The sequence below is a fragment of the Chryseobacterium defluvii genome, assembly GCF_003634775.1.
GTDB classification, from domain to species: Bacteria; Bacteroidota; Bacteroidia; order Flavobacteriales; family Weeksellaceae; genus Chryseobacterium; species Chryseobacterium defluvii.
In genome coordinates this window covers 529,263-553,223 of sequence record NZ_RBXB01000001.1, presented here as the reverse complement: position 1 = coordinate 553,223, position 23,961 = coordinate 529,263, and the positions used below count along the sequence as shown (strand labels likewise).

Annotated in this window: 23 protein-coding genes and 1 other RNA gene; 12 read left to right on the top strand and 12 right to left on the bottom strand. The window is 36.5% G+C overall.

The features are described 5' to 3' along the window. Positions 1-44: 44 nt before the first annotated feature. Complete coding sequence (locus BCF58_RS02630) at positions 45-734, bottom strand: ABC transporter ATP-binding protein (protein WP_121460236.1); 690 nt, start codon at positions 732-734, stop codon at positions 45-47. 426 nt (positions 735-1,160) lie between these two features. Between BCF58_RS02630 and BCF58_RS02625 the strand changes: the two genes are divergently transcribed. The 6 genes from BCF58_RS02625 to BCF58_RS02600 all read left to right on the top strand — a co-directional run bounded on the left by BCF58_RS02625 (position 1,161) and on the right by BCF58_RS02600 (position 7,836). Beyond that, complete coding sequence (locus tag BCF58_RS02625) at positions 1,161-2,135, top strand: ribonucleotide-diphosphate reductase subunit beta (protein WP_121460235.1); 975 nt, start codon at positions 1,161-1,163, stop codon at positions 2,133-2,135. Positions 2,136-2,253: 118 nt separating this feature from the next. Next, positions 2,254-2,541 carry a hypothetical protein gene (locus BCF58_RS02620; RefSeq protein ID WP_121460234.1) on the top strand — a complete coding sequence of 96 codons (288 nt, stop codon included), beginning with the start codon at positions 2,254-2,256 and terminating at the stop codon, positions 2,539-2,541. A gap of 53 nt (positions 2,542-2,594) precedes the next feature. Continuing rightward, positions 2,595-4,253, top strand: coding sequence for a ribonucleoside-diphosphate reductase subunit alpha (locus BCF58_RS02615; protein ID WP_121460233.1), 1,659 nt, complete (start codon positions 2,595-2,597; stop codon positions 4,251-4,253). A 435-nt stretch (positions 4,254-4,688) separates the two neighbouring features. Further along, entirely contained in the window at positions 4,689-5,261 is a 573-nt protein-coding gene (locus tag BCF58_RS02610; protein ID WP_121461024.1) for a hypothetical protein, read from the top strand. Between the two features lie 7 nt (positions 5,262-5,268). After that, the gene (locus BCF58_RS02605; protein ID WP_121460232.1) at positions 5,269-6,837 is read left to right on the top strand and encodes a hypothetical protein; all 1,569 of its coding nucleotides are present in this window, start codon (positions 5,269-5,271) and stop codon (positions 6,835-6,837) included. Between the two features lie 108 nt (positions 6,838-6,945). Then, positions 6,946-7,836, top strand: coding sequence for a DUF72 domain-containing protein (locus BCF58_RS02600; protein ID WP_121460231.1), 891 nt, complete (start codon positions 6,946-6,948; stop codon positions 7,834-7,836). Positions 7,837-7,864: 28 nt separating this feature from the next. Here the strand turns inward: BCF58_RS02600 and BCF58_RS02595 are convergent, their stop codons facing one another. From BCF58_RS02595 to BCF58_RS02570, 6 genes are all read right to left on the bottom strand, one after another. Further along, a complete protein-coding gene (locus BCF58_RS02595) occupies positions 7,865-8,473 on the bottom strand; it encodes a hypothetical protein (RefSeq protein WP_121460230.1) in 609 nt (202 codons plus the stop codon). Between the two features lie 39 nt (positions 8,474-8,512). Further along, positions 8,513-9,157: an HD domain-containing protein gene (locus BCF58_RS02590; RefSeq protein ID WP_121460229.1), complete on the bottom strand. Its 645-nt coding sequence runs from the start codon at positions 9,155-9,157 to the stop codon at positions 8,513-8,515. Further along, positions 9,141-9,995 (bottom strand): alpha/beta hydrolase family protein, encoded by an 855-nt coding sequence (locus BCF58_RS02585; protein ID WP_121460228.1) that lies wholly within the window; start codon positions 9,993-9,995, stop codon positions 9,141-9,143. Before BCF58_RS02585 ends, BCF58_RS02590 begins: the two co-directional genes overlap by 17 nt. Positions 9,996-10,084: 89 nt before the next feature. Then, positions 10,085-10,975, bottom strand: a complete 891-nt coding sequence (locus tag BCF58_RS02580; RefSeq protein ID WP_121460227.1) for a ribokinase — start codon at positions 10,973-10,975, stop codon at positions 10,085-10,087. A gap of 63 nt (positions 10,976-11,038) precedes the next feature. After that, positions 11,039-11,674 carry a DUF4241 domain-containing protein gene (locus tag BCF58_RS02575; protein WP_121460226.1) on the bottom strand — a complete coding sequence of 212 codons (636 nt, stop codon included), beginning with the start codon at positions 11,672-11,674 and terminating at the stop codon, positions 11,039-11,041. Positions 11,675-11,762: 88 nt separating this feature from the next. Continuing rightward, positions 11,763-14,378 (bottom strand): valine--tRNA ligase, encoded by a 2,616-nt coding sequence (locus BCF58_RS02570; protein ID WP_121460225.1) that lies wholly within the window; start codon positions 14,376-14,378, stop codon positions 11,763-11,765. Between the two features lie 128 nt (positions 14,379-14,506). Between BCF58_RS02570 and BCF58_RS02565 the strand changes: the two genes are divergently transcribed. Both BCF58_RS02565 and BCF58_RS02560 read left to right on the top strand, forming a co-directional pair. Further along, the gene (locus tag BCF58_RS02565; protein WP_121460224.1) at positions 14,507-14,974 is read left to right on the top strand and encodes a DUF1573 domain-containing protein; all 468 of its coding nucleotides are present in this window, start codon (positions 14,507-14,509) and stop codon (positions 14,972-14,974) included. 77 nt (positions 14,975-15,051) lie between these two features. After that, positions 15,052-15,921, top strand: coding sequence for a polyphosphate kinase 2 family protein (locus BCF58_RS02560; protein WP_121460223.1), 870 nt, complete (start codon positions 15,052-15,054; stop codon positions 15,919-15,921). Between the two features lie 3 nt (positions 15,922-15,924). Here the strand turns inward: BCF58_RS02560 and rnpB are convergent. Beyond that, positions 15,925-16,247: RNase P RNA component class A (gene rnpB / locus BCF58_RS02555), an RNA gene on the bottom strand. A 165-nt stretch (positions 16,248-16,412) separates the two neighbouring features. Between rnpB and BCF58_RS02550 the strand changes: the two genes are divergently transcribed. Both BCF58_RS02550 and BCF58_RS02545 read left to right on the top strand, forming a co-directional pair. Next, positions 16,413-16,904, top strand: a complete 492-nt coding sequence (locus BCF58_RS02550) for an RNA polymerase sigma factor (RefSeq protein WP_121460222.1) — start codon at positions 16,413-16,415, stop codon at positions 16,902-16,904. Beyond that, a complete protein-coding gene (locus BCF58_RS02545; RefSeq protein ID WP_121460221.1) occupies positions 16,897-17,571 on the top strand; it encodes a beta-carotene 15,15'-monooxygenase in 675 nt (224 codons plus the stop codon). Before BCF58_RS02550 ends, BCF58_RS02545 begins: the two co-directional genes overlap by 8 nt. A gap of 39 nt (positions 17,572-17,610) precedes the next feature. Here BCF58_RS02545 and rpoN read toward each other — a convergent pair whose 3' ends face one another. The 4 genes from rpoN to BCF58_RS02525 form a co-directional block, all read right to left on the bottom strand. After that, positions 17,611-19,074: an RNA polymerase factor sigma-54 gene (gene rpoN / locus BCF58_RS02540; RefSeq protein ID WP_121460220.1), complete on the bottom strand. Its 1,464-nt coding sequence runs from the start codon at positions 19,072-19,074 to the stop codon at positions 17,611-17,613. Positions 19,075-19,234: 160 nt separating this feature from the next. Next, positions 19,235-20,683, bottom strand: a complete 1,449-nt coding sequence (gene asnS, locus BCF58_RS02535) for an asparagine--tRNA ligase (RefSeq protein ID WP_121460219.1) — start codon at positions 20,681-20,683, stop codon at positions 19,235-19,237. 135 nt (positions 20,684-20,818) lie between these two features. Further along, the gene (locus BCF58_RS02530; RefSeq protein WP_121460218.1) at positions 20,819-21,418 is read right to left on the bottom strand and encodes a CDP-alcohol phosphatidyltransferase family protein; all 600 of its coding nucleotides are present in this window, start codon (positions 21,416-21,418) and stop codon (positions 20,819-20,821) included. Next, complete coding sequence (locus BCF58_RS02525; protein WP_121460217.1) at positions 21,418-22,110, bottom strand: LA_2272 family surface repeat-containing protein; 693 nt, start codon at positions 22,108-22,110, stop codon at positions 21,418-21,420. Before BCF58_RS02525 ends, BCF58_RS02530 begins: the two co-directional genes overlap by 1 nt. A gap of 89 nt (positions 22,111-22,199) precedes the next feature. On the opposite strand from BCF58_RS02525, the gene BCF58_RS02520 reads away from it, so the two are divergent. Together BCF58_RS02520 and BCF58_RS02515 are read left to right on the top strand one after the other, a co-directional pair. After that, positions 22,200-23,150, top strand: coding sequence for a helix-turn-helix domain-containing protein (locus BCF58_RS02520; RefSeq protein ID WP_228434711.1), 951 nt, complete (start codon positions 22,200-22,202; stop codon positions 23,148-23,150). Further along, on the top strand, positions 23,147-23,950 hold the full coding sequence (locus tag BCF58_RS02515; protein WP_121460215.1) for a helix-turn-helix domain-containing protein: 804 nt from the start codon (positions 23,147-23,149) through the stop codon (positions 23,948-23,950). The genes BCF58_RS02520 and BCF58_RS02515 overlap by 4 nt, the downstream gene beginning before the upstream one ends. Positions 23,951-23,961: the final 11 nt, after the last annotated feature.

Sequence of the window (23,961 nt, the reverse complement as noted above, 5' to 3'; positions counted from 1 at the left end):
ATTTTCAAATTAATACATTATCAAATTTTCAAATCAGCACATTTTTATAAAACAACCTGCTTGATAAACTCATCACTTTCAATAATCCCGTCTTTTAAGACAACATTTCTTTTGGTTTGTGCTGCAACATCCGGTTCGTGGGTAACGACAATAATGGTTTTTCCTTCATTATTAATCTGCTGAAGAAGCTTCATGATATCATGAGTCGTTTTAGAATCCAATGCTCCCGTAGGTTCATCCGCTAAAACCACTTTAGGATTCGTAATCAATGCTCTTGCAATGGCCACCCTCTGTTTCTGACCTCCGGAAAGTTCATTGGGAAGGTGATTGGCCCACTGGGCAAGACCTACCTTTTCAAGATATTCCATAGCTTTCTGGTTACGTTCTTTCCTGGGTACATTTTGATAGTATAAAGGAAGCGCTACATTATCCAATGCCGTTTTATATCCGATCAGATTAAAAGACTGAAAGATAAAACCCAAAAACTGGCTTCTGTATTCAGCTGCTTTCACTTCGGACAAATGTTCAATGGGAACACCATCCAGTTCATACGTTCCCGAATCTTTTTCATCCAGGATCCCGATAATATTAAGAAGCGTTGATTTTCCTGACCCGGAACTACCCATGATAGAAACAAACTCGCCTTCGGAAATATTAAGATTAATTCCCTTGAGAACGTGCAGCTTACTTTTTCCTGTATCGTATGATTTATGTAAATCTTGAATTACTAACATTAAGTGATGTATGTTTTATACCCAATAAGTAGAAAATATTTTTGATTTGTTACGAAGAATAAAAATTTCTTTAACCAAATTAATGTTTAATACTTTTTTCCTTTATTTATAAACATTTACATAGCATTGTTTAACCTTAACTCGTCATTTTTATTTATTTTTGCTCCATTATTGTGTGTAAGTCCATGTCAGAGCAAGTTTCATGTAAATGTGGAAAACTTTTACGGTTAAAACTCAACCATTTAGTGTTTAGCTCTTTCAAAATCAGTTCCGGTTTTCTAACTTTGTGCTTGCACGCTACAAAAAATAAAAACACTTTTCTTGTGAAAAACTTTTAAACATAAGTTCCAACAAATCAAATTGTTAATTGTTTTTTGAGTTTTATCCACATTGATCTAATTATTTTAATTTAAAGACATTTTTAGTATGGGAATTTTTGATAAAAGAGTAAGTTATAAGCCATTTGAATACCCTGAGGTTCTTCAATTTGTAGAAGCGATCAACAAATCATTCTGGGTACATTCGGAAGTGGATTTTACTGCAGATGTTCAGGATTTTCATTCACAGCTGGAACCCCATGAGAAACATGCTGTGAAAAATGCACTTTTAGCTATTGCACAGATTGAAGTGTCTGTAAAGACATTCTGGGGAAATTTATACAACCACCTTCCGAAACCTGAATTCAATGGATTAGGAGCTACTTTTGCGGAATGCGAGTTCCGTCACTCTGAAGCCTATTCTCGTTTATTAGAAGTGTTAGGATACAATGAAGAATTCACTCACGTAGTGGAAATCCCAGCCGTAAAAAAGAGAATTGATTTCTTGTCAAATGTTCTTAAGCATGCGAATTCTGCAACCCCGAAAGAATATGTTTCTTCACTTTTATTATTCAGTATCCTGATTGAAAACGTGTCTCTTTTCTCACAATTTGCCATTATCCTTTCTTTCACAAGATTTAAAGGGTATATGAAAAATGTGTCCAATATCATTGCATGGACTTCAGTAGATGAACAGATCCACGCCAATGCAGGAATTTATCTGATCAATAAGATCCGTGAGGAACAGCCTGATCTGTTAACTGATTCGGATATTGAAGATATCTATACTTTAGTGGACCAGTCTGTAGAACTGGAAGGAGAAATCCTTGACTGGATCTTTGAACTGGGAGAATTAAGCGTTTTCTCAAAAGAAGATTTATTAAACTTCATGAAATACCGTGTTGATGACAGCTTAAAGAAAATCAACATGAACACCCGTTACAATATCACTCCGGAACAATACCGTCCGATGAAGTGGTTTGAAGAAGAAGTTTTTGCCAATTCCATGGATGATTTCTTTGCAAAAAGACCGGTAGATTATACGAAACACGATAAGAGTATTACGGCGAATGATTTGTTTTAATTAAGGTCGCGAGCGAAGCGAGCGTCAAGGCAGAGAGATTAAAAAATCAAACCTCAAATTAAAACTAAAAATTATTCCCGATTCTTCGGAATAGATATCAAAATAAGATAAATATAATATGATTAATGTAATTGTAACTTATACGGTCAGTTCCGAATTCGTTTCAGAAAACAAAGCCAATATTCAGAAGTTCCTGGATGATTTTGAAAAACTGGATCAGTCCACCTTCGAATATAAGGTATATCTGAAAGAAGATGGTGTTACATTTTTACATTATTCCAATTACATCAATGAAGAAGTACAGCATGAGGTTCTGAATGTTCCGTCTTTTAAAGAGTTTCAGAGACTAAGAGACGAAAGCGGATTGAACGGTTCCCACAAAGTAGAAATTTTACAAGCAATATAAAAACAAAATTCCTGAGTAGCAACGCATTCGGGAATTCGAAAATATAAACAACTATGGAAGAGCAAAACACAAATATATGGTGGCTCAATGAAGAGTCTGAGCAGATGTTGAACAGAGGATATCTGTTGAAAGGGGAAACTGTAGAAGGAGCGATCGACAGGATTACGACGGCAGCCGCCAAAAGATTGTACAAACCTGAGCTACAGCCCGCTTTCAAGGAAATGATCACCAAAGGATGGATCAGCTTCTCGTCTCCGGTCTGGGCCAATATGGGAACACAGAGAGGTCTCCCTATTTCTTGTTTCAACGTTCACATCCCGGACAGCATTGAAGGTATTACCCATAAAATGGGAGAAGTAATTATGCAGACGAAAATCGGAGGAGGAACTTCAGGATATTTCGGGGAACTTCGTAACAGAGGTACTGCCGTAACGGATAACGGGAAATCTTCAGGAGCGGTTTCTTTCATGAAATTGTTTGATACGGCAATGGATGTGGTTTCACAAGGAGGCGTAAGAAGAGGAGCTTTTGCTGCTTATCTGGACATTGACCACGGGGATATTGAAGAATTCTTATCCATTAAAGATATCGGAAGTCCGATCCAGAACTTGTTTACAGGAGTTTGCGTTCCGGATTACTGGATGCAGGATATGATTGACGGAGATATGGAAAAACGTAAAGTTTGGGCGAGAGTGCTGGAAAGCCGTCAGCAAAAAGGCCTTCCTTATATATTCTTTACAGATAATGTGAACAGAAATAAGCCCCAGGTTTACAAAGATCTGGGATTACCGGTAAATGCAAGTAATCTTTGCTCGGAAATCATGCTTCCGTCTTCTATGGAAGAATCATTTATCTGCTGTCTGTCTTCTATGAATCTGGAACTCTATGATGAATGGAAAGACACCAACGCCGTAAAACTGGCGATTTACTTTCTGGATGCCGTTTTATCCGAATTTATTGACAAAACGGAAGGAAACTATTATCTACAGGGAGCAAGGAACTTTGCTATGCGCCATAGAGCTCTTGGATTAGGCGTTTTAGGATACCATTCTTATTTACAGAAAAATATGATTCCTTTTGAAAGCTTTGAAGCTACTCAATTTAATGCAAGAGCTTTCAGACATATTAAAGAGCAGGCAGAGCAGGCTTCAAGAGAATTGGCTAATATTTATGGTGAACCTGAATTATTGAAAGGATATGGTTTGAGAAATACCACAACCATGGCTATTGCTCCTACCACTTCAAGTTCGGCTATTTTAGGACAAACCTCTCCGGGAATTGAACCTTTCGCTTCCAATTATTATAAGGCAGGGTTAGCTAAAGGGAACTTCATGCGTAAGAATAAATATCTGGCCAAATTATTAGAAGAAAAAGGACTGGATAATGAAGAAACATGGAGAACAATCATGCTGAACCATGGTTCCGTTCAACATTTAAATGAGCTTACTGAGGAAGAAAAGGCAGTATTCAAAACGTTCAAGGAAATTTCGCCGATGGAAATTATTTCCCAGGCCGCCCAAAGACAGCAATATATTGATCAGGCACAATCTTTGAACTTACAAATTCCGTCAACAATGCCTGTAAAAGATGTCAACTATCTTTACATTGAAGCCTGGAAAAAAGGAGTGAAAACATTGTATTATCAGCGAAGCTCCTCTGTATCTAAGGAACTGATGGTTAACTTTGTTTCATGCTCAAGCTGTGAGGCATAAAATAATAAACTAATTATATACAAGAGAAACCTGCAAAATATTTTGCAGGTTTCTTATTTTTGCTCTTAGCATTCTTTTTTCACTAATGCCAGGTAAGGGGATTTGGAGCCTTTTGTATCAACAATACCTGATTTTACAGCTTCTAAAGTTATAAAAATGCTATTATTTTATAGATTTTTATCTATTTTTCAAAATTTCAAACCTTTAATTAAAATTATTTATTCTTTAGCCACTAATCATAAATACAAGAAAAAAGGCCATTTAACTCCCATATTAGAGATAATACTCAACATTCTAGCGTTAAGCCAATTAGTATTTTAAATATAATTTTTGCATACATTTGCACCGCACATAAACACAAAAAGGAATATTTTTCAAGATTTTGGCAAAAATTTTGCTAAAATATTCCGCACACACAACAAAAAAATTATTTCGATGAACAAAATTATTGTATTAATTTTGGTAATAACTTCACACGTTATTACTGCACAAGTAGGTATCAACACTTCAAACCCTGATCCAAGCGCCGCTTTGGATGTATCCAGTACAACAAAAGGGATACTGCTTCCTAGAATAAGTAATCTGGCTTCTGTAAGCAATCCGGCAACAGGGTTAGTTATCTTCGACACCAATAAAAAATGTATCAGTCAGAACATAGGTACCCCGGCAGCACCCAACTGGTCATGTCTTTCTCCTTATGTTGCCAAGTTCTTTTATATGCCAAGTGTCGTTTTTGATACCTCAACTATTGCTGCAGGGCAAACAAAAGATTTGTATACACTTTATAAAAATCAATTTGCTAACGTTCCTGCCAACGCAAGAAGTACTTCAGCACCGGCTGCCATACCTTTCTTTCCTAATGCATCAGACCTGTACTATTATGTAACGGGTTATGATTCAACTGTATTTAAAATTAACAGTATTAGCGATACGGGGGTATTAAATTACGACGTGCTTTCCAACGCAACATCAGCTTCATTTATTAACATCGTCTTTGTCGTAAAGTAAAAGGAGTATGAAAAGAAGTTGTAAAGGGCTATCATGGATAAGCCTTATCTTAGTGATGCTTTCCAGTGGTGTCAGTGCACAAACTGACAGTACGGAAGTAGCAAGTATTTATGGATTTTATTCGTATTCAAGTTCATTGATGAATGCCTCATCGGCTCCGGAACTTACTCTTCAGGGAAATGCTTCTCACACCTCTACCGGAGTACAGCTTACACCTGCGAGTTCTTCTCAATTCGGAGGACTTTTTATCAACGGAAGAACATTCACATCCGTTAATGGTTTACATGTAGAATTTGAATACGAAATGAAAGGAGGAACACCTTTAAGCGGGACCTATGGTGATGGATTATCGTTCTTTTTATATGATGGGTCTGTTGCAAGTCCGGTTATTGGCGCTCCGGGAGCCGGGTTAGGATATTCTTACAACAGAGCTAAAGATCAGTATGCAAGCTTTAGAAAAGCTGGTTTAACGGGTGCTTATCTGGGAATTGCCCTGGATGAGTTTGGTAATTTCAAGTCTAAACGTTTTCAGGGAGAATCAAGGATAAACGGAATTTCAGGTACCTGGAGCACCTCAACCAGCCATATTACCATGAGAGGTGCCAGAGGTGCAGATATTAACAGCTCGATAGGATTAGGCCCGGGCTATACTGGATATCCGGTTCTGGTTACCCGTTCTACATTAAGTAATACAGGAACGGTAGGGAGAGTGCTGCAAGCTGACAGAACTTATGCCAATACAACCAATACATTACCTTCAACTTTTGATCTTAGGAACGGAAGCGGAGAATTCAGAAAAGTATTTTTGGATCTGATTCCGCACTTCGTTACTCCTACTACAACAGATGGTTTTGACATCAAGGTGGATATGCAGACAACCGCCAACGGAGCTCCTATCAATATTATCAACTATTATCATTATAAAACATCTGTTCCTTATACGGAAAATGCCAATCCGCAAATAACAGACTATAATAATTCTGATACTGAAGGCGCAACTACTGCACAGACATTAAATGCAACAGTTCCTTCAATGCTCAAATTGGGTTTTGCTGCTGCAACAGGTGCCGCATTTCAGCAGCATATTATCAGAAATGTGAAATTAACGTTGCCTTATTCGGCGGTTTCGAATGATGATGTTGCATCAACGTGTAAAAATCAGCCTGTCTATATTCCTGTCCTGGATAATGATATTGCGTATAAAGGCCCGATCAGTATTACAACCCCTCCCACGGGAAGCAAAAATAATATTGATTATAAAACATTCAGTTTTACGAAAAACAGTGAAACAGATCTCACTTTATACCGCAAAAAAGTAACTCCGCAAGGAACATGGACTTTCAACACGAATACAGGTATTGTTACCTTTACCCCTTCCAGCGGATTTACAGGAACAGCAACCATGACGTATTCTGTGAAAGGGAGAACCGTAACAGATTCGAACGGAAAAATAGTTGAGCCATACGGGGATACAGCTTACAGATCTATTCCGGCAACCATTACTGTGACCCTTAAAACTACCGGATGTGTATATGCCGTAGTTTCCAATAAAATGATTACCCCGACTGTAAAATAATTTTTTGTTCTACCCATTATAATTCATTGTTTAAACAACAAAAACCATAGAAGTTTCTATGGTTTTTGTTCTATATTTGTTAGACAGTTTAATTCTAAAACCTGAAATATGAAATTCGGACAAGTAGAAGATCCTTCTCAAATAGATTTTACATTACCTAAAGACCATTCCGAAACGAAAAAAATTCTGAGCCGGAATAAAAAAGGATTGGAAAACATTTCTATCGGATGTGCAAAATGGAATAAAACAGATTTAAAAGGATTTTATCCTAAAGGCACTAAAGACGAATTAACCTATTATGCTACACAATTCAATTCAATTGAATTAAACGCTACATTTTACGGGATGCCTACTCCTGAACAGGTCATTACCTGGGCGGAAAAAACCCCCGAAAATTTTAAATTCTTTCCTAAAATCACCAATACCGTTTCACATTTCAGAAGATTGATTGATGTCACAGAACCCGTGACCCAGTTTTCAACTTCCATGATGAATTTCGGAAATAAACTGGGAATGGTTTTTCTTCAGCTTCATGATAATTTTAAACCCAAAGATTATGACAGGCTGGAAAAATTTGTGAAAGACTGGCCGGAAGAAATTCCTTTAGCCATAGAGCTCAGAAATACGGAATGGTTTACCAATGAAGAGATTTTCAATACAACCTGTGAACTTTTTGAAGCACATCATATTACCAATATTATTGTAGATACGGCGGGAAGAAGGGATATGCTTCATATGCGTCTTACCACACCCAATGCGTTTATCCGCTATGTAGGTGCAAATGCAGAAAGTGATTATGAAAGATTGGATGAATGGTTGGAACGTTTAACGAAATGGAAAAAGGAAGGGCTCCGGAATTTATATTTCTTTGTTCATCAAAATATTGAAAAAGCTTCCCCTTTATTATCGGCTCACTTCATCCAAAAGATGAACGAAGAATGGAAAACCGACTTGAAAGTCCCTGAAATGGCTCCGGGAAGTACAGGAACATTATTTTAAAGACCCATTGCCTGCAAAATATATTAGGCTATCCTTTTTTGGATAGCCTATTTCTTTTAAGCAATAAAACCAGATTGAGAAACAGCAACAAAAAGTCCAAAGTTACCCAAATTCCTAACTTAATGTTTTCGTAATTATAAGCTTCAACCTGCTTCTTTGCCTTATCTGAAAGCTTTACGCTTTGATTAATATAATTTTGAACTTCAACAATCTGATCAATGTTTTTATTAGGCACTGAATGTTGGGAAAAATATACCAGGTTTTTCTTTCCCAGGTAACCAGTGATCCAGTATTCATCAGATTGATCCATTTTAAGATATTCAATTCTGTAGTGTTCCGGGCGGATTTTACCAATATGTTTGACATCCAATATCCCATTATTATCGGCATCATTGATATTGATAACATAAAAATCCAAAGTCTGGGGAAGTATATTAATCACCTGCAAACCTACTGCTTCATTTACAACTCCAACTGCACTTTTCTTAATAAACCAATAGGTGAATATCGAAATTGAAACGACTACGGAAGCTATACGGAATAATTTTGCCCAATTAGCACCTCTTCCTGATTTCACTTTTGATAAAAGAAGAGAAAATGCCAAACACAGAAACAAAACAAAAACGATTAATCCCATATTGCAAATATAGTCATTTGACTGCTTTTTGAAGAAATGCTAGCTAACATTCCACTCTTTATAAAACTGGTCAAGGAACTGTAACATGAAATTGTGTCTTTCTTCGGCTATTTCTTTTCCTTTTTCAGTATTCATAAATCCTTTCAACAGGAGTAGCTTTTCATAAAAATGGTTGATCGTTGTTCCGTCAGATTTTTTATACTCTTCTTTAGACATGTTCAATTTCGGTTCAATATCCGGATGGTACATCAGATTATTTTTAAAACCTCCAAAATTAAAAGTCCGGGCAACACCTATAGCCCCGATAGCATCTAAACGATCCGCATCCTGAACAACTTTAAGCTCTATAGGAAGATTTTGCGGCACCTCGCCTCTATTTTTAAATGAAATGTTTTTGATAATAAATAATACCTGCTCAATAGTATCTTCAGAAGCATTCTGGTTTTCCAGGAATTCACGCGACACTTTTAAAGCTATGGTTTCATCACCCCCATGAAATTTGGGGTCAGCAATATCATGAAGCAATGCCGAAAGCTCTACCACTTCCTGATTACAGTTTTCTGTTTCGGCAATTTTTTTTGAGAGTTTCCATACCCTTTCTATATGGAACCAGTCGTGACCCGCTTCTGCGCCTTTTAATTTTTCTTTTACAAATTCTACCGTGCTTTCAATCAAGTTGTTCATCTGTCAATTCATTTAAAATAATATTCCAAAGTTTTTCATTATAACTTCTGAAAAAATTAATGTGTCCTATTTCTCCTTTTTCTGATTCAGAAACACGAACCAACCTATACGTTGGCTTCAAATGAGGGTAAGTATCATTGAGCAGGCTCCGGACTCCTTTTTCAGTCAGCCATGCATCATCTTCCGCTCTGATCACAAATACTTTCTGCGTGAGATTTCTGGAATAATCATCAATTTTCTCCAGTAAACCGTTGGTCGATTTCTTATTCAAAATTAAGGTTCTCCAGTCATAAGCACAATTTTTCGGAAGACTTTCTCCCAAACCAAACCATTGGGAAGGGAAATAGCCTAATAACTGAGTGGTCAGAGGCTGTACAATTCCGAAGCCAAGGTATGCTTCAACTTTTGTTCGCCATTTCAAATTTCCTACGAATGCATTCTGGGTCCCTACAAAAACAAATTCATCGAACATCTCCGAATCTTCATTCATTCCCAAAATCAGGGCACCTACAGAATGACCCAGGCAATACTTTTTATACGCAGGGAAACGGGTTCTGATATATCGGGTTAAAGCTTTATAATCTTCTGAACCCCAAATTCTCATAGATGCCTCAAAACCCTTTAGCTGCTCCGGCTTTGAAAGGCCTATTCCTCTGTAATCATAGGTAATTACCGTAAATCCTTTTCCTGCAAAATATTTCGCAAAAGAGAAATAGATCTGTTGCTTTACTCCAGTTGCGGAATTAATCAGCAGTAGCTTCTTGTTGTCATTTTCCGGCGGAAAAAGATGGGCTATCACAGAAATATGATCTTGGGTGGTGAGAATAAGCTTTTCCATAGGTATAAAAAGAAAAATCCACTATAAAAGTGGAAATTTTACTTTTATTTTTATGTTAACTTTTTGAATTTCGATATGTATCAAATAGTTTAAGAAATGAAATCTGATAATCTTGGGAGCCCCGTTTGCGATCCTTTGTTCACAGAAACTCTGGCTGAAACTTCATTCCCGAATTTCACACATGCTTCCACAGAATTACCGTGGCATAATGCCACTGCAAATCCTGAGGTAAAAGCATCTCCCATTCCCATTTTATATACGGTTTTATCTTTATCATTTCTGTAGTATTTCATTTCCGTGCCATCAAAATAAATGGTAGAGTTCGTATCATCTCTTACAAATACTTTATTGAAATACTTTTTTAAAATCTCTTCTTTCTGATCTTCTCCGAAAATGGTATACAATTCAGTACTCTTGGCAACAACAAAATCCACGTTATCCAGAATCTGTTCATTGAGTTTCAGAGCAGGTGAAGCATATAAACCTACTTTTTTGCCATATTTTTTCGCCTTTTTTATTGCATATTCCACCACATTCAAAGATACTTCCAACTGAACAAGAACAAGATCTGATGTTTGAAAATATCTATCGGCAGATTCTATATGATCTGTAGTTAAACATTTATTTGCAGCCGGAACAACCACTATTACGGCATCCCCGCCAGAAGCAGTTACATATGCTGTTCCTGTTGCTTCTCTATCAGTTTCATAAACAAATCCCACATTCACATTTTCGTTCACCAGATTTCTCATAATCTGTTGTCCTAAAGGATCCATTCCCACACAACCTATGAAATATACGCTTGCCCCAAGCCTGGCTGTTCCTACTGCCTGATTGGCTCCTTTACCTCCAAAATAGCTTTCCGAGCTCGATGCCAAAACCGTTTCATTGGATGCGGGAAGTTTATCCGTTTCCAGAACCAAGTCAATAGAAGAGCTGCCTACAACAATAATTTTGGGTTGTTCCGATGAGATATTCATTGTGCTTTAATGTTTAATCAAATTTAAAAAAGAGAATATGTTTTCAATGAAAATTAACTTTTATTAACTAATTTCAATAAATTCCGTCACTATTTTCACAGGTGTAGCATTTTCATCATATCCGATATAACTGGCATAAAATCCTTCACCATACCCGGTTTCAAAAGCAAAAATGGTTCCAGGATGCTCTTTTGCAGGCTTTAGAAAGGCATACTGATCAATCGCTCCGTTCTCATCAAAAAAATAGTCATGAAAAAACTCTTCATAGATCCCCATAAAGTCCACTCCTTTGCTATGATATAGCCTTTTCTCCAATTCATTAAGGCTGCTTTGGGTATCTGTATCCATAAAACACCCCATTCCGCTTTCCACAGGATATCCGAAAACTTCTCCTTCCGCCAGATCTTTTGTATCCTGACCTGATGTAGTAGCCAATTTCCAGTCGGTGATCTTCTCATTGCTAAAAATAATCTCTGCATAGGCAACACAATTGCTTTCTCTTTCCTTATGCAGCAAAACAGAAAAGTCTCCTTTGGGAAATTGTGTAGAAAAGGGCTGCATATCATTGGTAATCAAAGGATCGCAGGCAACCAGATTTCCGCTGGAAAGGTAAATTTTCCCCACTTCAAAGCTTTCCAGTAATGGGTTTTCTACAAAGTTCTTTGAAAATAGCTTTTTTATGTTTTCTATGTGTGTCATGTAGCTTTACAATTCTTTATGGTTTTGTGATTCGGCGGAGGCTTCGCCTCCGCCGAATCACAAAACAGAATAATCTATAGTATAAGTGTTATAAACTTTTCAGTTTTTCTTCTAAAATTGCAATTTTATCCTGAGCATCCTTTTGTTTTTTACGCTCTACTTCTACAACTTCAGGTTTTGCGTTGGCAACAAACTTCTCATTAGAAAGTTTCTTTTCAACCGAAATTAAAAATCCTTTTAAATAGGTTAACTCTTCTTCTGTTTTTTGTTTTTCTTCTCCTAAATCCAGGTTTTCGCTCAAAGGAATTGAAACTTCAGTTGCTCCCACAAGGAAAGTAAAGCTTGGCTTATCTGTTTTTTCGCCGAAATGAATTTCAGATACGTTAGCCAGCTTTCTGATTACGGCTTCATTCGCAAATTCAGAAGCATTAGTATAAATTTCAGCTGTTTCTCGTGGAGAAATTCCTTTTGTCTGACGGTAATTTCTCACTCCTGAGATCAATTCCGATGCTGTTTCAAAGTTTTTAATGATGGTTTCATCAAATGCTCCGGCTTTTTTCTGTTGAGCAATAACTAGTGCATCATCGATACTTCTTTCAGAAATAATCTGCCATAATTCTTCCGTCAGGAAAGGCATGAACGGATGTAAAAGCTTCATTAATTCTTCGAAGAAGATAATAGTTCTGTCATACACTTCTTTAGAAATTCCTTCTCCATAATTTGGTTTGATCGCTTCAAGGTATAAACCGCAGAAATCATCCCAGATTAGTTTATAAATCAAATGTAAAGCATCAGAAATCCTGAATTTCTCAAATTGTTGATCAATTTCAGCAATTGTTTTATTGAGTTTATTTTCAAACCACTCTATCGTCTGTGTTTCTCCTGAATTAGCCGGTTTGTCTTCGTGATTCCACATATTGATCAAACGGAAAGCGTTCCAGATCTTCGTCATGAAATTTCTTCCCTGAAGCATAAGTTCTTCATCAAAAAGAAGATCATTTCCGGCTGCAGAACTCAATAAGATTCCTACACGAACTCCATCCGCTCCGTATTTCTCCATCAATTCCAATGGGTCCGGTGAATTCCCTAATGATTTGGACATCTTTCGTCTCTGTTTATCTCTTACAATCCCTGTGAAATAAACATTTTTGAAAGGAACTTCTTTTTTGTATTCCAATCCTGCCATGATCATTCTCGCTACCCAGAAGAAGATAATATCCGGAGCAGTTACCAGATCAGAAGTCGGGTAATAATAATTAATATCCTTATTTTCAGGATCAAGCAGTCCGTCGAAAACAGACATTGGCCACAACCATGATGAGAACCAGGTATCAAGAGCATCTTGGTCTTGTTTCAGGTTGTCGATTGTCAGTTGTTGGTTCCCCGTTTTTTCTTTAGCTAAATCTAAAGCTTCTTCTTTAGTTTCGGCGACAACAAAGTCTTCATCTCCACTTCCATAATAATATGCAGGAATTTGCTGTCCCCACCAAAGCTGGCGGGAAATATTCCAGTCACGGATGTTTTCCATCCAGTGTTTATAAATGTTTTTAAACTTCTCCGGATAGAATTTAACTTCATCATCCATTACCACATCCAATGCTGGTTTGGCAATTTCAGACATTTTCAGGAACCACTGTACAGAAATTTTAGGCTCTATGACAGCACCTGTTCTTTCTGAAGTTCCTATTTTATTTACGTAATCTTCTGCTTTTAACAAAAGATCTTTTTCTTCTAATTCTTTTGCAATGAGTTTTCTAACCTCGAATCTGTTTTTTCCTGCATAATGCAATCCGTGTTCGTTAAGGTTTGCATCATCATCCAGAGCATCAATCATTTTTAACTGATGTTTCTGCCCGATCTCATAGTCATTGGTATCATGCGCAGGGGTAATTTTCAAAGCTCCCGTTCCGAATTCTATATCTACATATTCATCTTCAATAATCGGAACAACTCTGTTAACAATCGGAACAATTACATTTTTGCCTTTCAGGTGAGCATATCTTTCATCATTCGGGTTGATACAAACAGCAGTGTCTCCGAAGATCGTTTCAGGACGCGTAGTAGCTACCGAAAGGAATTCTTCCGAGCCTTCGATCTTATATTTAAGGAAATATAATTTTCCGTTCTGTTCTTTAAATATTACTTCTTCATCAGAAATATTGGTTTTAGCTTCAGGATCCCAGTTAACCATTCTGTATCCTCTGTAGATAAGACCTTTATTATATAGGTCAACAAAGCTTTTGATTACCTGTTGGGAAAGCTTGTCTTCCATCGTGAAACGGGTTCTGTCCCAATCACATGAGCATCCCAATTTTTTCAACTGTTCAAGAATGGTTCCTCCATATTTATCGGTCCATTCCCATGCATGTTTTAAAAATTCTTCACGGGTAATATCTGATTTATTGATTCCTTCTGATTTCAGTTTGGCAACCACCTTTGCTTCAGTAGCAATGGAAGCATGATCTGTTCCCGGAACCCAGCAAGCATTGAAGCCCTGCATTCTTGCACGACGGACCAGAACATCCTGAATGGTATTGTTCAGCATATGCCCCATATGTAAGATCCCCGTAACGTTGGGCGGAGGAATTACAACGGTATATGGTGGTTTGTTATTAGGCTCTGAGTGGAAATACTTATTCTCCAGCCAGAAGTTATACCATTTTTGTTCAGTTTCCTTTGGATTGTACTTTTCTGAAATCTGCATAAATTCTAATTCTTTGGCTTACAATTTGCAAAAATAGTTTAAAGAAAAAAATTTTTAAGTATGAATTAAAATAATTTTTAACTTTGTTTCTCAAAATTTATCTAACAAACATATTAACATTCAAGAATATGAAAAAATTAATTGCAGGAATTGCATTATTTGGAACATTTGCTCTTGCATCTGCACAAACCATCACTTTTGATAAAACCACGTATGATTATGGTACTATCAAGCCTAATGCTGATGGAACAAGATTCTTTACAGTAACTAATACTGGTGATAAGCCTCTTATTATTTCCAATGTGAAACCAGCTTGTGGATGTACAACTCCTGAGTTCAGTCAAGATCCTATCATGCCAGGAAAATCAGCTAAAATCAAAGTTGGATACAACACGGCTATTAATGGAGGATTCAACAAAATGATTGAAGTTTTCTCTAACGACCCGGCAAACAACAGAAGCGTAATCTATATCAAAGGTACGGTAGATGCTAATGCTCCTGAGCCAAAACCGTTAACTCCTGCAGAGCAAAAAGCTGCTGCTAAGGCTGAGAAGAAAGCTGCAAGACAAGCTAAAAAAGTAGCTGCCGCAAAATAAGCTTTACATTTTAAAAAAATAAAAACCGTCTTCAAAGAGACGGTTTTTTCTTTATATTTATATGAAACAAATATAATATGGATACTAACTTTTCTGACGACTTCCTGGTAAAAGGAAAATTTTCAATAGCAAAAACATCAACGGAATATAAAGGAAGGCTTACTAAAGAAGAAGGAGAAGAATTATTAATCTACGAAAAAGAAAAACTTCATGAGCTGCAGGAAAAGCTATATGCGGACGGAAGTCAGTCTCTTCTTGTTGTTTTACAGGCTATGGACGCCGCAGGAAAAGACAGCCTGATCGAACACGTTTTCGGGGGCGTAAACCCTCAAGGCTGCAGTGTGACAAGCTTTAAGGCTCCAAGTACCAAAGAATATTCCCATGATTTTTTATGGAGGCATTACCTTGCTCTTCCTCAGAAAGGGATGATCGGGATTTTTAACCGCTCTCATTACGAAAGTGTTTTGGTATGTAAAGTCCATCCTGAATATAATTTAAGTGAGAAAACATGGACTTCTGTAAAAGATTTCAACAATACATTCTGGGAAAACAGATATGAAAGCATCAGGAATTTTGAAAAGCACCTTTCTCAGAACGGAACTACTATTATAAAAATATTTTTAAATGTTTCCAAGAAGGAACAAAAGCAAAGGCTTTTAGACAGAATCAATGAACAGGAAAAGAACTGGAAATTTTCTATAGGTGATTTACCGGAAAGGGAATTATTTGATCAGTATATGAAAGCTTATGAAGCAGCAATTAATGAAACTTCTAAAGAATATGCTCCGTGGTATGTTTTACCTGCAGATGATAAATGGTTTGCCAGGGTTGCCGCTGTTCAGATCATTATTGATACTTTAGAAAAAATGAATCTGAAATATCCGCAGCTTTCAAGCCAGGACAAACTGGATTTGCAAAAAGCTAAAGAACAGCTGGAAAACGAATAAAAAAATACGAGAAAATCTGTAAGCCGGATTTTGTACTTCGAAGAAGTGCTTGTTATTTATCTGCGTTTTACATTGCTGCAAAACTTGAGCTGATTACCCCTCGGCTTTCAGAGCGAGCAACTCCTATTTTCATTGCTGAAAAGAACCGATATACTTATCATTGCACCACAAAGAGTTTACCTGGTTTCACTACAGCCGAACTGTACTTGCTTTCTGTTGCACTTGTCCTACCCTCACGGGTGACGGATGTTATCCGCTTTGCTGCTCTATGGTGTCCGGACTTTCCTACCCCTGCCGAAGCAAGAATCAACAAGCCGACTTTCTCGCGGGTGCAAAGATACGATTTAATTTTGGCAATGTAGCGATGGGCAATAAGTTGATGAGACAATAGCAATATGATAATGTGATGAGGGTCAATTAACAAATCATCATCTCTTCACCTCAACATATCTACTATTTTATTATCTTCGTGCAATTATTATACATCTACATTGATTTCTAGAGAAAAAGAATTTGCGCAGCTTATCAAGGATAATCAGGGATTGATTATTAAAGTATCGCGTCTCTATACCAATTCCCTGGAAGACGAGGAAGATCTTTTCCAGGAAATTGTCTTACAGCTTTGGAGAAGCTATGATTCTTTTAAAGGAAATTCAAAAATTTCTACGTGGATGTATCGTGTAGCCCTTAATACAGCCATTACTCTTTTCAGAAAAAAAAGCAAAAGCCTTCCTACGAATGAACTGGACATCAACCACAAAGATTTTGTGGAAGATGATGATGAGAAGCAACAGCAAATATCACTTTTGTATACCGTGATCAAAACGCTTCCCAATGTGGAGAGAGCTATCGTAATGATGTATCTGGATGATTTGCCTTACAAGGATATTGCAGAAAACCTCGGAATCACCGAAGTAAATGCGCGTGTGAAAATGAACAGATTAAAGAAAACCCTCAAAGAACAGATGGAAAAATATGCCTGAATTTGATTTAGACAGCTTTAAGAAAACATGGCAGGAACAGCCCGTTCAGCAAAAATATGATGATACCGAAATCTTACAGATGCTGAACCGGAAATCGCGTAACTATGTAAAATATATTTTCTGGATCAGTGTAGCAGAATTTTTATTCTTTACCGTTGCCGGATTATTTTATCTTATACAGGATAAAGATTCCAACAGTTTCTTAAGTATTTTGAAGAAATTAGGAGCACAAAGAACTCCCGAACTGGAACAGACTTTTGACAACATTTATCTGGTTCTGAAAATTTTGAGTTTAGCCGTAACCGCTTATTTTGTATATAAATTCTATCAAAATTACCGGTCTATAAATATTGAGGAAAATTTAAAACGGTTTATCATCAACATTATACGATTCAAAAAAACAGTCAATGCTTTTATTTTCACCAATATTGTTCTATTAATTGCATTTACGTCCATTCTGGTGTCATTTGTATTTTACACTTTAAACGCACAGAATATTGAGCTTACCAATTCCACTCTTACTCGTTTTCTGATTCTGGTTATTGTGAGCACAGGATTGAGTGTTCTTCTGGTCTGGGTTTATTACAGGTTAGTATATGGAATTATTTTAAGAAAGCTTGACAAAAATCTGAAACAGCTTAAAGAAATAGACACCCTTAAAGGATAAATAAAAAAAGCATTTCAGTTGAAATGCTTTTATAATCTATTAAAGTTCCTTTCTTAGCCTTGCTACCGGGATATTAAGCTGTTCCCTGTATTTGGCAATTGTTCTTCTGGCAATATTATATCCCTGCTCTTTTAGAATCACCACCAAAGCGTCATCTGTAAGCGGCTTTCTTTTATTTTCCTTATTGATTACTTCCTGTAGATGGGTTTTAATCTCTTTGGTAGAAACTTCCTCGCCATCATCATTCGTCAAACTATCCGAAAATAGATCTTTCAGATAAACAATTCCATTTGATGTATCTGCATATTTACTTTTTACAACCCTTGAAATGGTGGAAATATCAAATCCTGTAATATCCGCAATATCTTTTAAGATCATCGGCTTTAAGGATTTTTCATCTCCGGTGATAAAGTAATCTTTCTGAAATTTAACAATAGCGGTAATAGTTTGCAACAAAGTATTCTGACGCTGGTTAATGGCATCAATATACCATTTTGCCGCATCCAGTTTTTGTTTGATAAATAAAGCGGCCTGCTTATGCTCCGCTGAATTTTTATCATGTGAATATGTTGACAAAATATCTTTGTATTCTTCTGAAACTCTTAAAGTCGGGGCATTTTTGCTATTCAGCAAAGGGACAACCTGCCCATCTTTTACCTGAATGACAAAATCCGGGATAATTTCCTGGTTAATGGTAATTGTTTGAGTATCAAAATTACCGCCCACTTTAGGTGACAGTTTTGAAATTTCATCCAAAGCATCTTTAAGATCATCTTCTTCTATATCATACTTCTGAATGATTTTATTATAGTGCTTATTTGTTAAAGCATCAAACTGATGTCTTAGAATATTGGCTGCCAGGGAAACGGCTTTATCTGAGCTTACTTTTTTCTCTATCTGTAACAATAAGCATTCCTGTAAGCCTCTTGCCCCTACTCCTGCAGGATCCAATTTCTGAACATAATTTTCCAAGATGTCTTCCACTTTCTCTTTGGTTGTATAAATACCTTGTGAAAAAGCCAGATCATCGACAATCGCTTTGATTTCTCTCCTTAAATATCCGTCGGTATCAAGGTTTCCGATAAGATATTCGGCAATTTTCAAATCTTCTTCGCTGATATTAATAAGATGGATTTGCTCCAGCAGATAATCATACAGGGATTGACCCTCAGTCAGAAGGCTTTCATTATCAAATTCTTCATCATCGGGAGAATAGTTGCTGGAAGCCGTTTTATAGTTCGGCTCATCATCATACAAATATTCGTTAACATCAAAATCAGTTTCAATGCTTTCTGTTCCTTCATCCTGGTAGGCATCTTCAAGAGAAGAATACTCATCCTCTTTAGAATCTTCTTTTACAATTTCCAAAGCAGGGTTTTCCTCTAACTCTCTTTCCAATTCCTCTTCAAATTCCAATGTATGAAGCTGAATCAGCTTCATCAACTGGATCTGCTGAGGTGCCAGCTTCTGTCCTAATTTGAGTTGTAAGTGTTGTTTAAGCATATAACTATTTACGTTTTAACATAACATATTGTACGAATTTAATGAATTTATTCGAGAAAAATAACTTTTAGCATGATTTTTGCTTTCTATTATATACTAAATAAACTATTGAAAAATAAACAAAAAAGCCTTAAACAATGTTTTAAGGCTTTTTTATGTTCTAGAATTCAGCATTTTTAGGGGTTCTTGGGAAAGGAATCACATCCCTTATATTCGTCATTCCCGTTACAAAAAGAACCAGCCTTTCCAATCCTAAGCCAAACCCTGCATGCGGAACAGAACCGAATTTTCTAGTATCAAGATACCACCATAATTCATGCTCATCAACATGCATTTCAGCCATTTTCTGCTTCAATACGTCTAATCTGGCTTCTCTTTCCGAGCCTCCGATAATTTCTCCGATTCCCGGGAAAAGAACATCCATTGCCGCAACCGTTTTGTTATCTTCATTAAGCTTCATATAGAATGCTTTGATCTCTTTCGGATAATCGAATAACACTACAGGGCTTTCGAAATGTTTTTCCACTAAATATCTTTCGTGCTCAGATTGAAGATCTGCACCCCACTTTTCAATCGGATACTGGAATTTACCTTTTTTATTTTCTTTAGAGTTCAATAGGATCTCAACTGCTTCTGTGTAGCTTACACGCATGAAACGTTTGGCCACTACATTCTGAAGTTTTTCAATAAGACCTTCTTTTGCTCTTTCTTTCTCCGGTTTTGATTTCTGCTCTTCCGCAAAACGCTTGTCTAAGAAATCCAAATCATCTTTACAATGATCCAATACATACTGAATCACATATTTCAGGAAATCTTCCGCCAAATCGATGTTATCTTCAAGGTTGTTAAATGCCACTTCCGGCTCAATCATCCAGAATTCAGCAAGGTGACGGGTTGTATTTGAATTTTCTGCACGGAAAGTAGGACCGAATGTATAAATTCTTCCCAATCCCATGGCAGCTGTTTCTCCTTCAAGCTGTCCGGAAACCGTTAAGTTGGTTTTCTTTCCGAAAAAATCCTGTGCAAAATCAATTGCGCCGTCTTCAGTTCTTGGAATTTGATCCAGGTCGAAGTTGGTAACCCCGAACATTTCTCCTGCTCCTTCTGCATCTGCCCCTGTAATAACAGGAGTATTAATATAGAAGAACTGTCTTTGGTTGAAGAATGAGTGAATCGCAAAACTTACGGCATGACGAACTCTGAAAACAGCTCCAAATAAATTTGTTCTGAATCTTAAGTGTGCCTGTTCACGAAGCTTTTCCAGACTGTGTTTTTTAGGCTGGAGGATGGTACTCTGCAATTCTTCGGTAAAGTTATCTCCTAAGATGACTATTTTCTTAGCAATAATCTCTACGGTTTGTCCGGCTCCCTGGCTTTCCACCACTTCCCCTACAACTTTAAGAGAAGAAGCCGTACTTATTTTATTGATAATCTCTTCATCAAAATTTTCGAAATCAACAACGATCTGCAAATTATTAATCGTAGAACCATCATTAAGTGCTATAAAACGATTGGAACGGAATGCTCTTACCCAACCGTAAACCGTAATGTCATGATGTAATACTTTCTTGTAATCCTGTAGGATTTCTTTAATGGTTCGCTTTTTCATGTGTTGATGATAAATTTTTATGTAAAAATTAATGTCCGCAAAGTTACAAAAAAACAGCGCAATGATGAAATTACGCTGTCTTAATTAAAAATCATTTATCAATTGTTCATTTAAAAACTATGTATTAAATATGAATTAATTAAAGAAAATCGTTTTCTTTCGCTCTTTGCCTTTCCGAATTTTCCAGGCATGATAGGAACTGGGAACATCGTATTGCCATTTCGGCAGCAATAAGACAATCAGAATAACGTCAAGATGTGAGATGAATCCCAATCCTACGGCCAGATTAAATGCCCAGCCTGCTTGCTGAAATCCTATCAAATAAGTCAATGCAATCAGCAGGCTTACTCCCCACATTTTTGATAAGAAAGCATGTGTACAGGTTTCTTTACCAAATTTCCACCAACTGACGATATAGCATAACGATTCCATCACTACTATCAAAAGAATTCCTGCCCATTCTTTTTTGATGAGTTCCGGATTGATACAATACGAAGCAAATCCTAATGAAAGCCAGAATATCAAATCGGTCTGACTGTCCAGTCTTCTCAGTTTTTCTGAAGAAACACCGTATTTACGGGCAATAATCCCATCAAAAATATCAGTCAGCAAGCCGAAATACATAAGGATCAATAGTAAAGTTCTTGACTCATCTCCTTTAAAATAGCCTAGTAACAGAATAATAAGAGCCATTAAAAATCTAATTCCTATAAGTAGGTATGGAAGTGTTTTCATTACTTTTTAGTTTTAAAATTCCAATTAACCAAAGGCAGTTTTCTCTTTTCATTTTCGTTCCAAAATCCGATCTGTAGCCCTTTAAGTTTGTCTGATTTATTCACAATCCCAATCTGTAATCCCTTTCCCGTTGTTGCTTTATTATGAAAGCCGATTTGCATCCCTTTTAAGGTGTTGGCATCATTGAATACAGAAATGCTCAATCCTTTCAATTCTTTTGCCGAAATCCCTAATCCGGAAATTAAAACTCCGTTTCCTTTTTCTATATCCATTGTAATGGCAGAAACCAAAATACCATTCATTGTATTTCCATAATTGTACATGGAAAGGCTGGCTCCGTTATGATTAATCCCTCTGAAATATCCTGCAGCGGAAATATTAATTCCATTAACCTGTAAATAGGCTTCTTTATAGGCAATTTTTGAAGGATCATAAAACATCCAGATTAAAAATCCCAAGGGATTTATATCCAGATTAAGTCCATTTACCTTTTGAAAATTGGGTTGGGTATTAGGAGTATATTTTGGACCAAAACCTAACCCTACCGTCAGCCCATTTACTTTTTCAATTTCATTTTTTAAAGGGGTAAAAGCAATGAACTGGGTTTTTGGCCAGGACATTTTCAAACTGTCTTGCCCATACACTAAGTAGTTGAATAAAAGACCGATGATGAATAAAAATTTTGTTTTCATAGCTTATTATTTTAAAATTCCATTTCAAAATTATCCGCAGAAAACGTGAAAATGAATGTGAAAAAAAATTAAAATAAATAAGTACATTTGTGAAAATCACAAAAACCATGTATCAGGAACTTTTGCTTAAAGAAATCCGGAGAAAAATCGGGGATAAATCTTTGAATGATGAAATTGCTAATATTCTTAATATAAGCTATGACGCAGCTCATAGAAGAACTTCTCTAAAGGCAAAGTTCAGTTTTGAGGAAGCATTGGAACTGGCAAAATACTATCAGATCTCCTTAGATCAATTTCTTACTTCGGACCATCAAATCTTAGTTAAAAAAACTTCAGCAGTGACTGATACGGCAGATCTGCAGTCTTTTTTCCGGAATAACCTCAGCATTTTTGATAATCTTCCCCTTTCTCAGGAGATGACAATTTACTATTCGGCGAAGGATATTCCTTTTTTTTATACTGTTTCGGATACATTGCTTTCCCGTTTTAAAATCTATGTCTGGATGAATCTGTTGAATTCAAAGCAGGTTTTTATTCCTTTTTTACAATTTTCACCTCCGAATTTCGAAACAGATACCCGGGAACTAAAGAAGAGATATGAAACACAAAATGTTATAGAATTATGGAATGATATGACAATTTCCAGTATTTTACAGCAGGTTTTATTTTATTACGAAACCGGGCTTTTGAAAAAAAACGAAGCTGAAATTATTCTGAAAGAAGTCAAAGAATTGATAGAGTATATTGAACAAAAAACAGAGAATAATCCAAAGTTTCATTTGTATGAAAATGAACTGATGCATCTTTCCAATGACATCTTTTTTCATCATCCGGAACAATCGCTTTTTGCCATGCCAACAAATATGTTTGGATATACATTGATCAATGACGCCAAAACCTGCAGAGAAACACAAAATTATTTTGAACATCAGATCAAAAACTCAAAATCCTTGAACATGTCAGGTAACCGCGACAGAAAAATATTTTTCAATAAGATGTATGTGCAGATTGATCGTTTAACCCAAAAGCTGCAAGAATGAAGACACTTAGGAGTGGTGAATTTTTCGGACAAACAAATGATACTCTGCATTTTGGAGGGCTAACCGTTACAGATACGGAATATATTCATCCGTATGTTGACTGGCATTACCACGAAAATGCTTATTTCACTTTTTTACTTCACGGATTCATGACAGAGGGAAACAGGAAGGAAACATATCATTGCACTGCAGGCAGTATGCTTTATCATCAATGGGAAGATCCTCATTACAACAGTAAGCCGGATGTCTTTACAAGAGGTTTTCATATTGAAATCTCACGGGACTGGTTTGAGGAATTTCATATCCCAACAGGCTACACTGAAGGAAGTTTCTGCATTAAAGACCCTTCATTAAAGCTGCTCATGTACCAAATTTTCAAAGAAACGAAAGCCGGAGACGATGCGATTGAAGTCTCGGTTAATCAGCTTTTAATCAACCTTTTTGGTCAACTTTCCCGACAAAAGGAACTTAATGAAAAGAGACCGGCTTGGGTAAATCAGCTTGATGAAATTTTACATGAAAATTATACCGATAAACTGAATCTTACTGCGTTGTCGGAAACCCTGAATATCCATCCTGTTCATTTGAGCAGAAACTTTGCAAGGTATTTTAACTGTAATCTGGGAGAGTACATCCGAAAGATGAAAGTGGATCGATCCCTTTTATTACTCAACACCTATGATTCTTTAACTGAGGTTGCTCTTGAATGTGGGTTTGCAGATCAGAGCCATTTTATCCGCTGTTTTAAAGAAAATATCGGGATTACACCTATGAAGTATAGACAACTTATGAAAAAATAGAATGTTAATTT

What these genes read in the sequence shown, in the direction of transcription:
- rpoN (WP_121460220.1), bottom strand. Translation starts at nt 19,074, where the DNA reads ATGCTTAAACAACACTTACAACTCAAATTAGGACAGAAGCTGGCACCT.
- BCF58_RS02610 (WP_121461024.1), top strand. Translation starts at nt 4,689, where the DNA reads ATGAACAAAATTATTGTATTAATTTTGGTAATAACTTCACACGTTATT.
- BCF58_RS02545 (WP_121460221.1), top strand. Translation starts at nt 16,897, where the DNA reads ATGCCTGAATTTGATTTAGACAGCTTTAAGAAAACATGGCAGGAACAG.
- BCF58_RS02565 (WP_121460224.1), top strand. Translation starts at nt 14,507, where the DNA reads ATGAAAAAATTAATTGCAGGAATTGCATTATTTGGAACATTTGCTCTT.
- BCF58_RS02580 (WP_121460227.1), bottom strand. Translation starts at nt 10,975, where the DNA reads ATGAATATCTCATCGGAACAACCCAAAATTATTGTTGTAGGCAGCTCT.
- BCF58_RS02560 (WP_121460223.1), top strand. Translation starts at nt 15,052, where the DNA reads ATGGATACTAACTTTTCTGACGACTTCCTGGTAAAAGGAAAATTTTCA.
- BCF58_RS02630 (WP_121460236.1), bottom strand. Translation starts at nt 734, where the DNA reads ATGTTAGTAATTCAAGATTTACATAAATCATACGATACAGGAAAAAGT.
- BCF58_RS02625 (WP_121460235.1), top strand. Translation starts at nt 1,161, where the DNA reads ATGGGAATTTTTGATAAAAGAGTAAGTTATAAGCCATTTGAATACCCT.
- BCF58_RS02570 (WP_121460225.1), bottom strand. Translation starts at nt 14,378, where the DNA reads ATGCAGATTTCAGAAAAGTACAATCCAAAGGAAACTGAACAAAAATGG.
- BCF58_RS02575 (WP_121460226.1), bottom strand. Translation starts at nt 11,674, where the DNA reads ATGACACACATAGAAAACATAAAAAAGCTATTTTCAAAGAACTTTGTA.
- BCF58_RS02595 (WP_121460230.1), bottom strand. Translation starts at nt 8,473, where the DNA reads ATGGGATTAATCGTTTTTGTTTTGTTTCTGTGTTTGGCATTTTCTCTT.
- BCF58_RS02585 (WP_121460228.1), bottom strand. Translation starts at nt 9,995, where the DNA reads ATGGAAAAGCTTATTCTCACCACCCAAGATCATATTTCTGTGATAGCC.
- BCF58_RS02615 (WP_121460233.1), top strand. Translation starts at nt 2,595, where the DNA reads ATGGAAGAGCAAAACACAAATATATGGTGGCTCAATGAAGAGTCTGAG.
- BCF58_RS02605 (WP_121460232.1), top strand. Translation starts at nt 5,269, where the DNA reads ATGAAAAGAAGTTGTAAAGGGCTATCATGGATAAGCCTTATCTTAGTG.
- BCF58_RS02620 (WP_121460234.1), top strand. Translation starts at nt 2,254, where the DNA reads ATGATTAATGTAATTGTAACTTATACGGTCAGTTCCGAATTCGTTTCA.
- BCF58_RS02590 (WP_121460229.1), bottom strand. Translation starts at nt 9,157, where the DNA reads ATGAACAACTTGATTGAAAGCACGGTAGAATTTGTAAAAGAAAAATTA.
- BCF58_RS02515 (WP_121460215.1), top strand. Translation starts at nt 23,147, where the DNA reads ATGAAGACACTTAGGAGTGGTGAATTTTTCGGACAAACAAATGATACT.
- BCF58_RS02530 (WP_121460218.1), bottom strand. Translation starts at nt 21,418, where the DNA reads ATGAAAACACTTCCATACCTACTTATAGGAATTAGATTTTTAATGGCT.
- BCF58_RS02600 (WP_121460231.1), top strand. Translation starts at nt 6,946, where the DNA reads ATGAAATTCGGACAAGTAGAAGATCCTTCTCAAATAGATTTTACATTA.
- BCF58_RS02525 (WP_121460217.1), bottom strand. Translation starts at nt 22,110, where the DNA reads ATGAAAACAAAATTTTTATTCATCATCGGTCTTTTATTCAACTACTTA.
- asnS (WP_121460219.1), bottom strand. Translation starts at nt 20,683, where the DNA reads ATGAAAAAGCGAACCATTAAAGAAATCCTACAGGATTACAAGAAAGTA.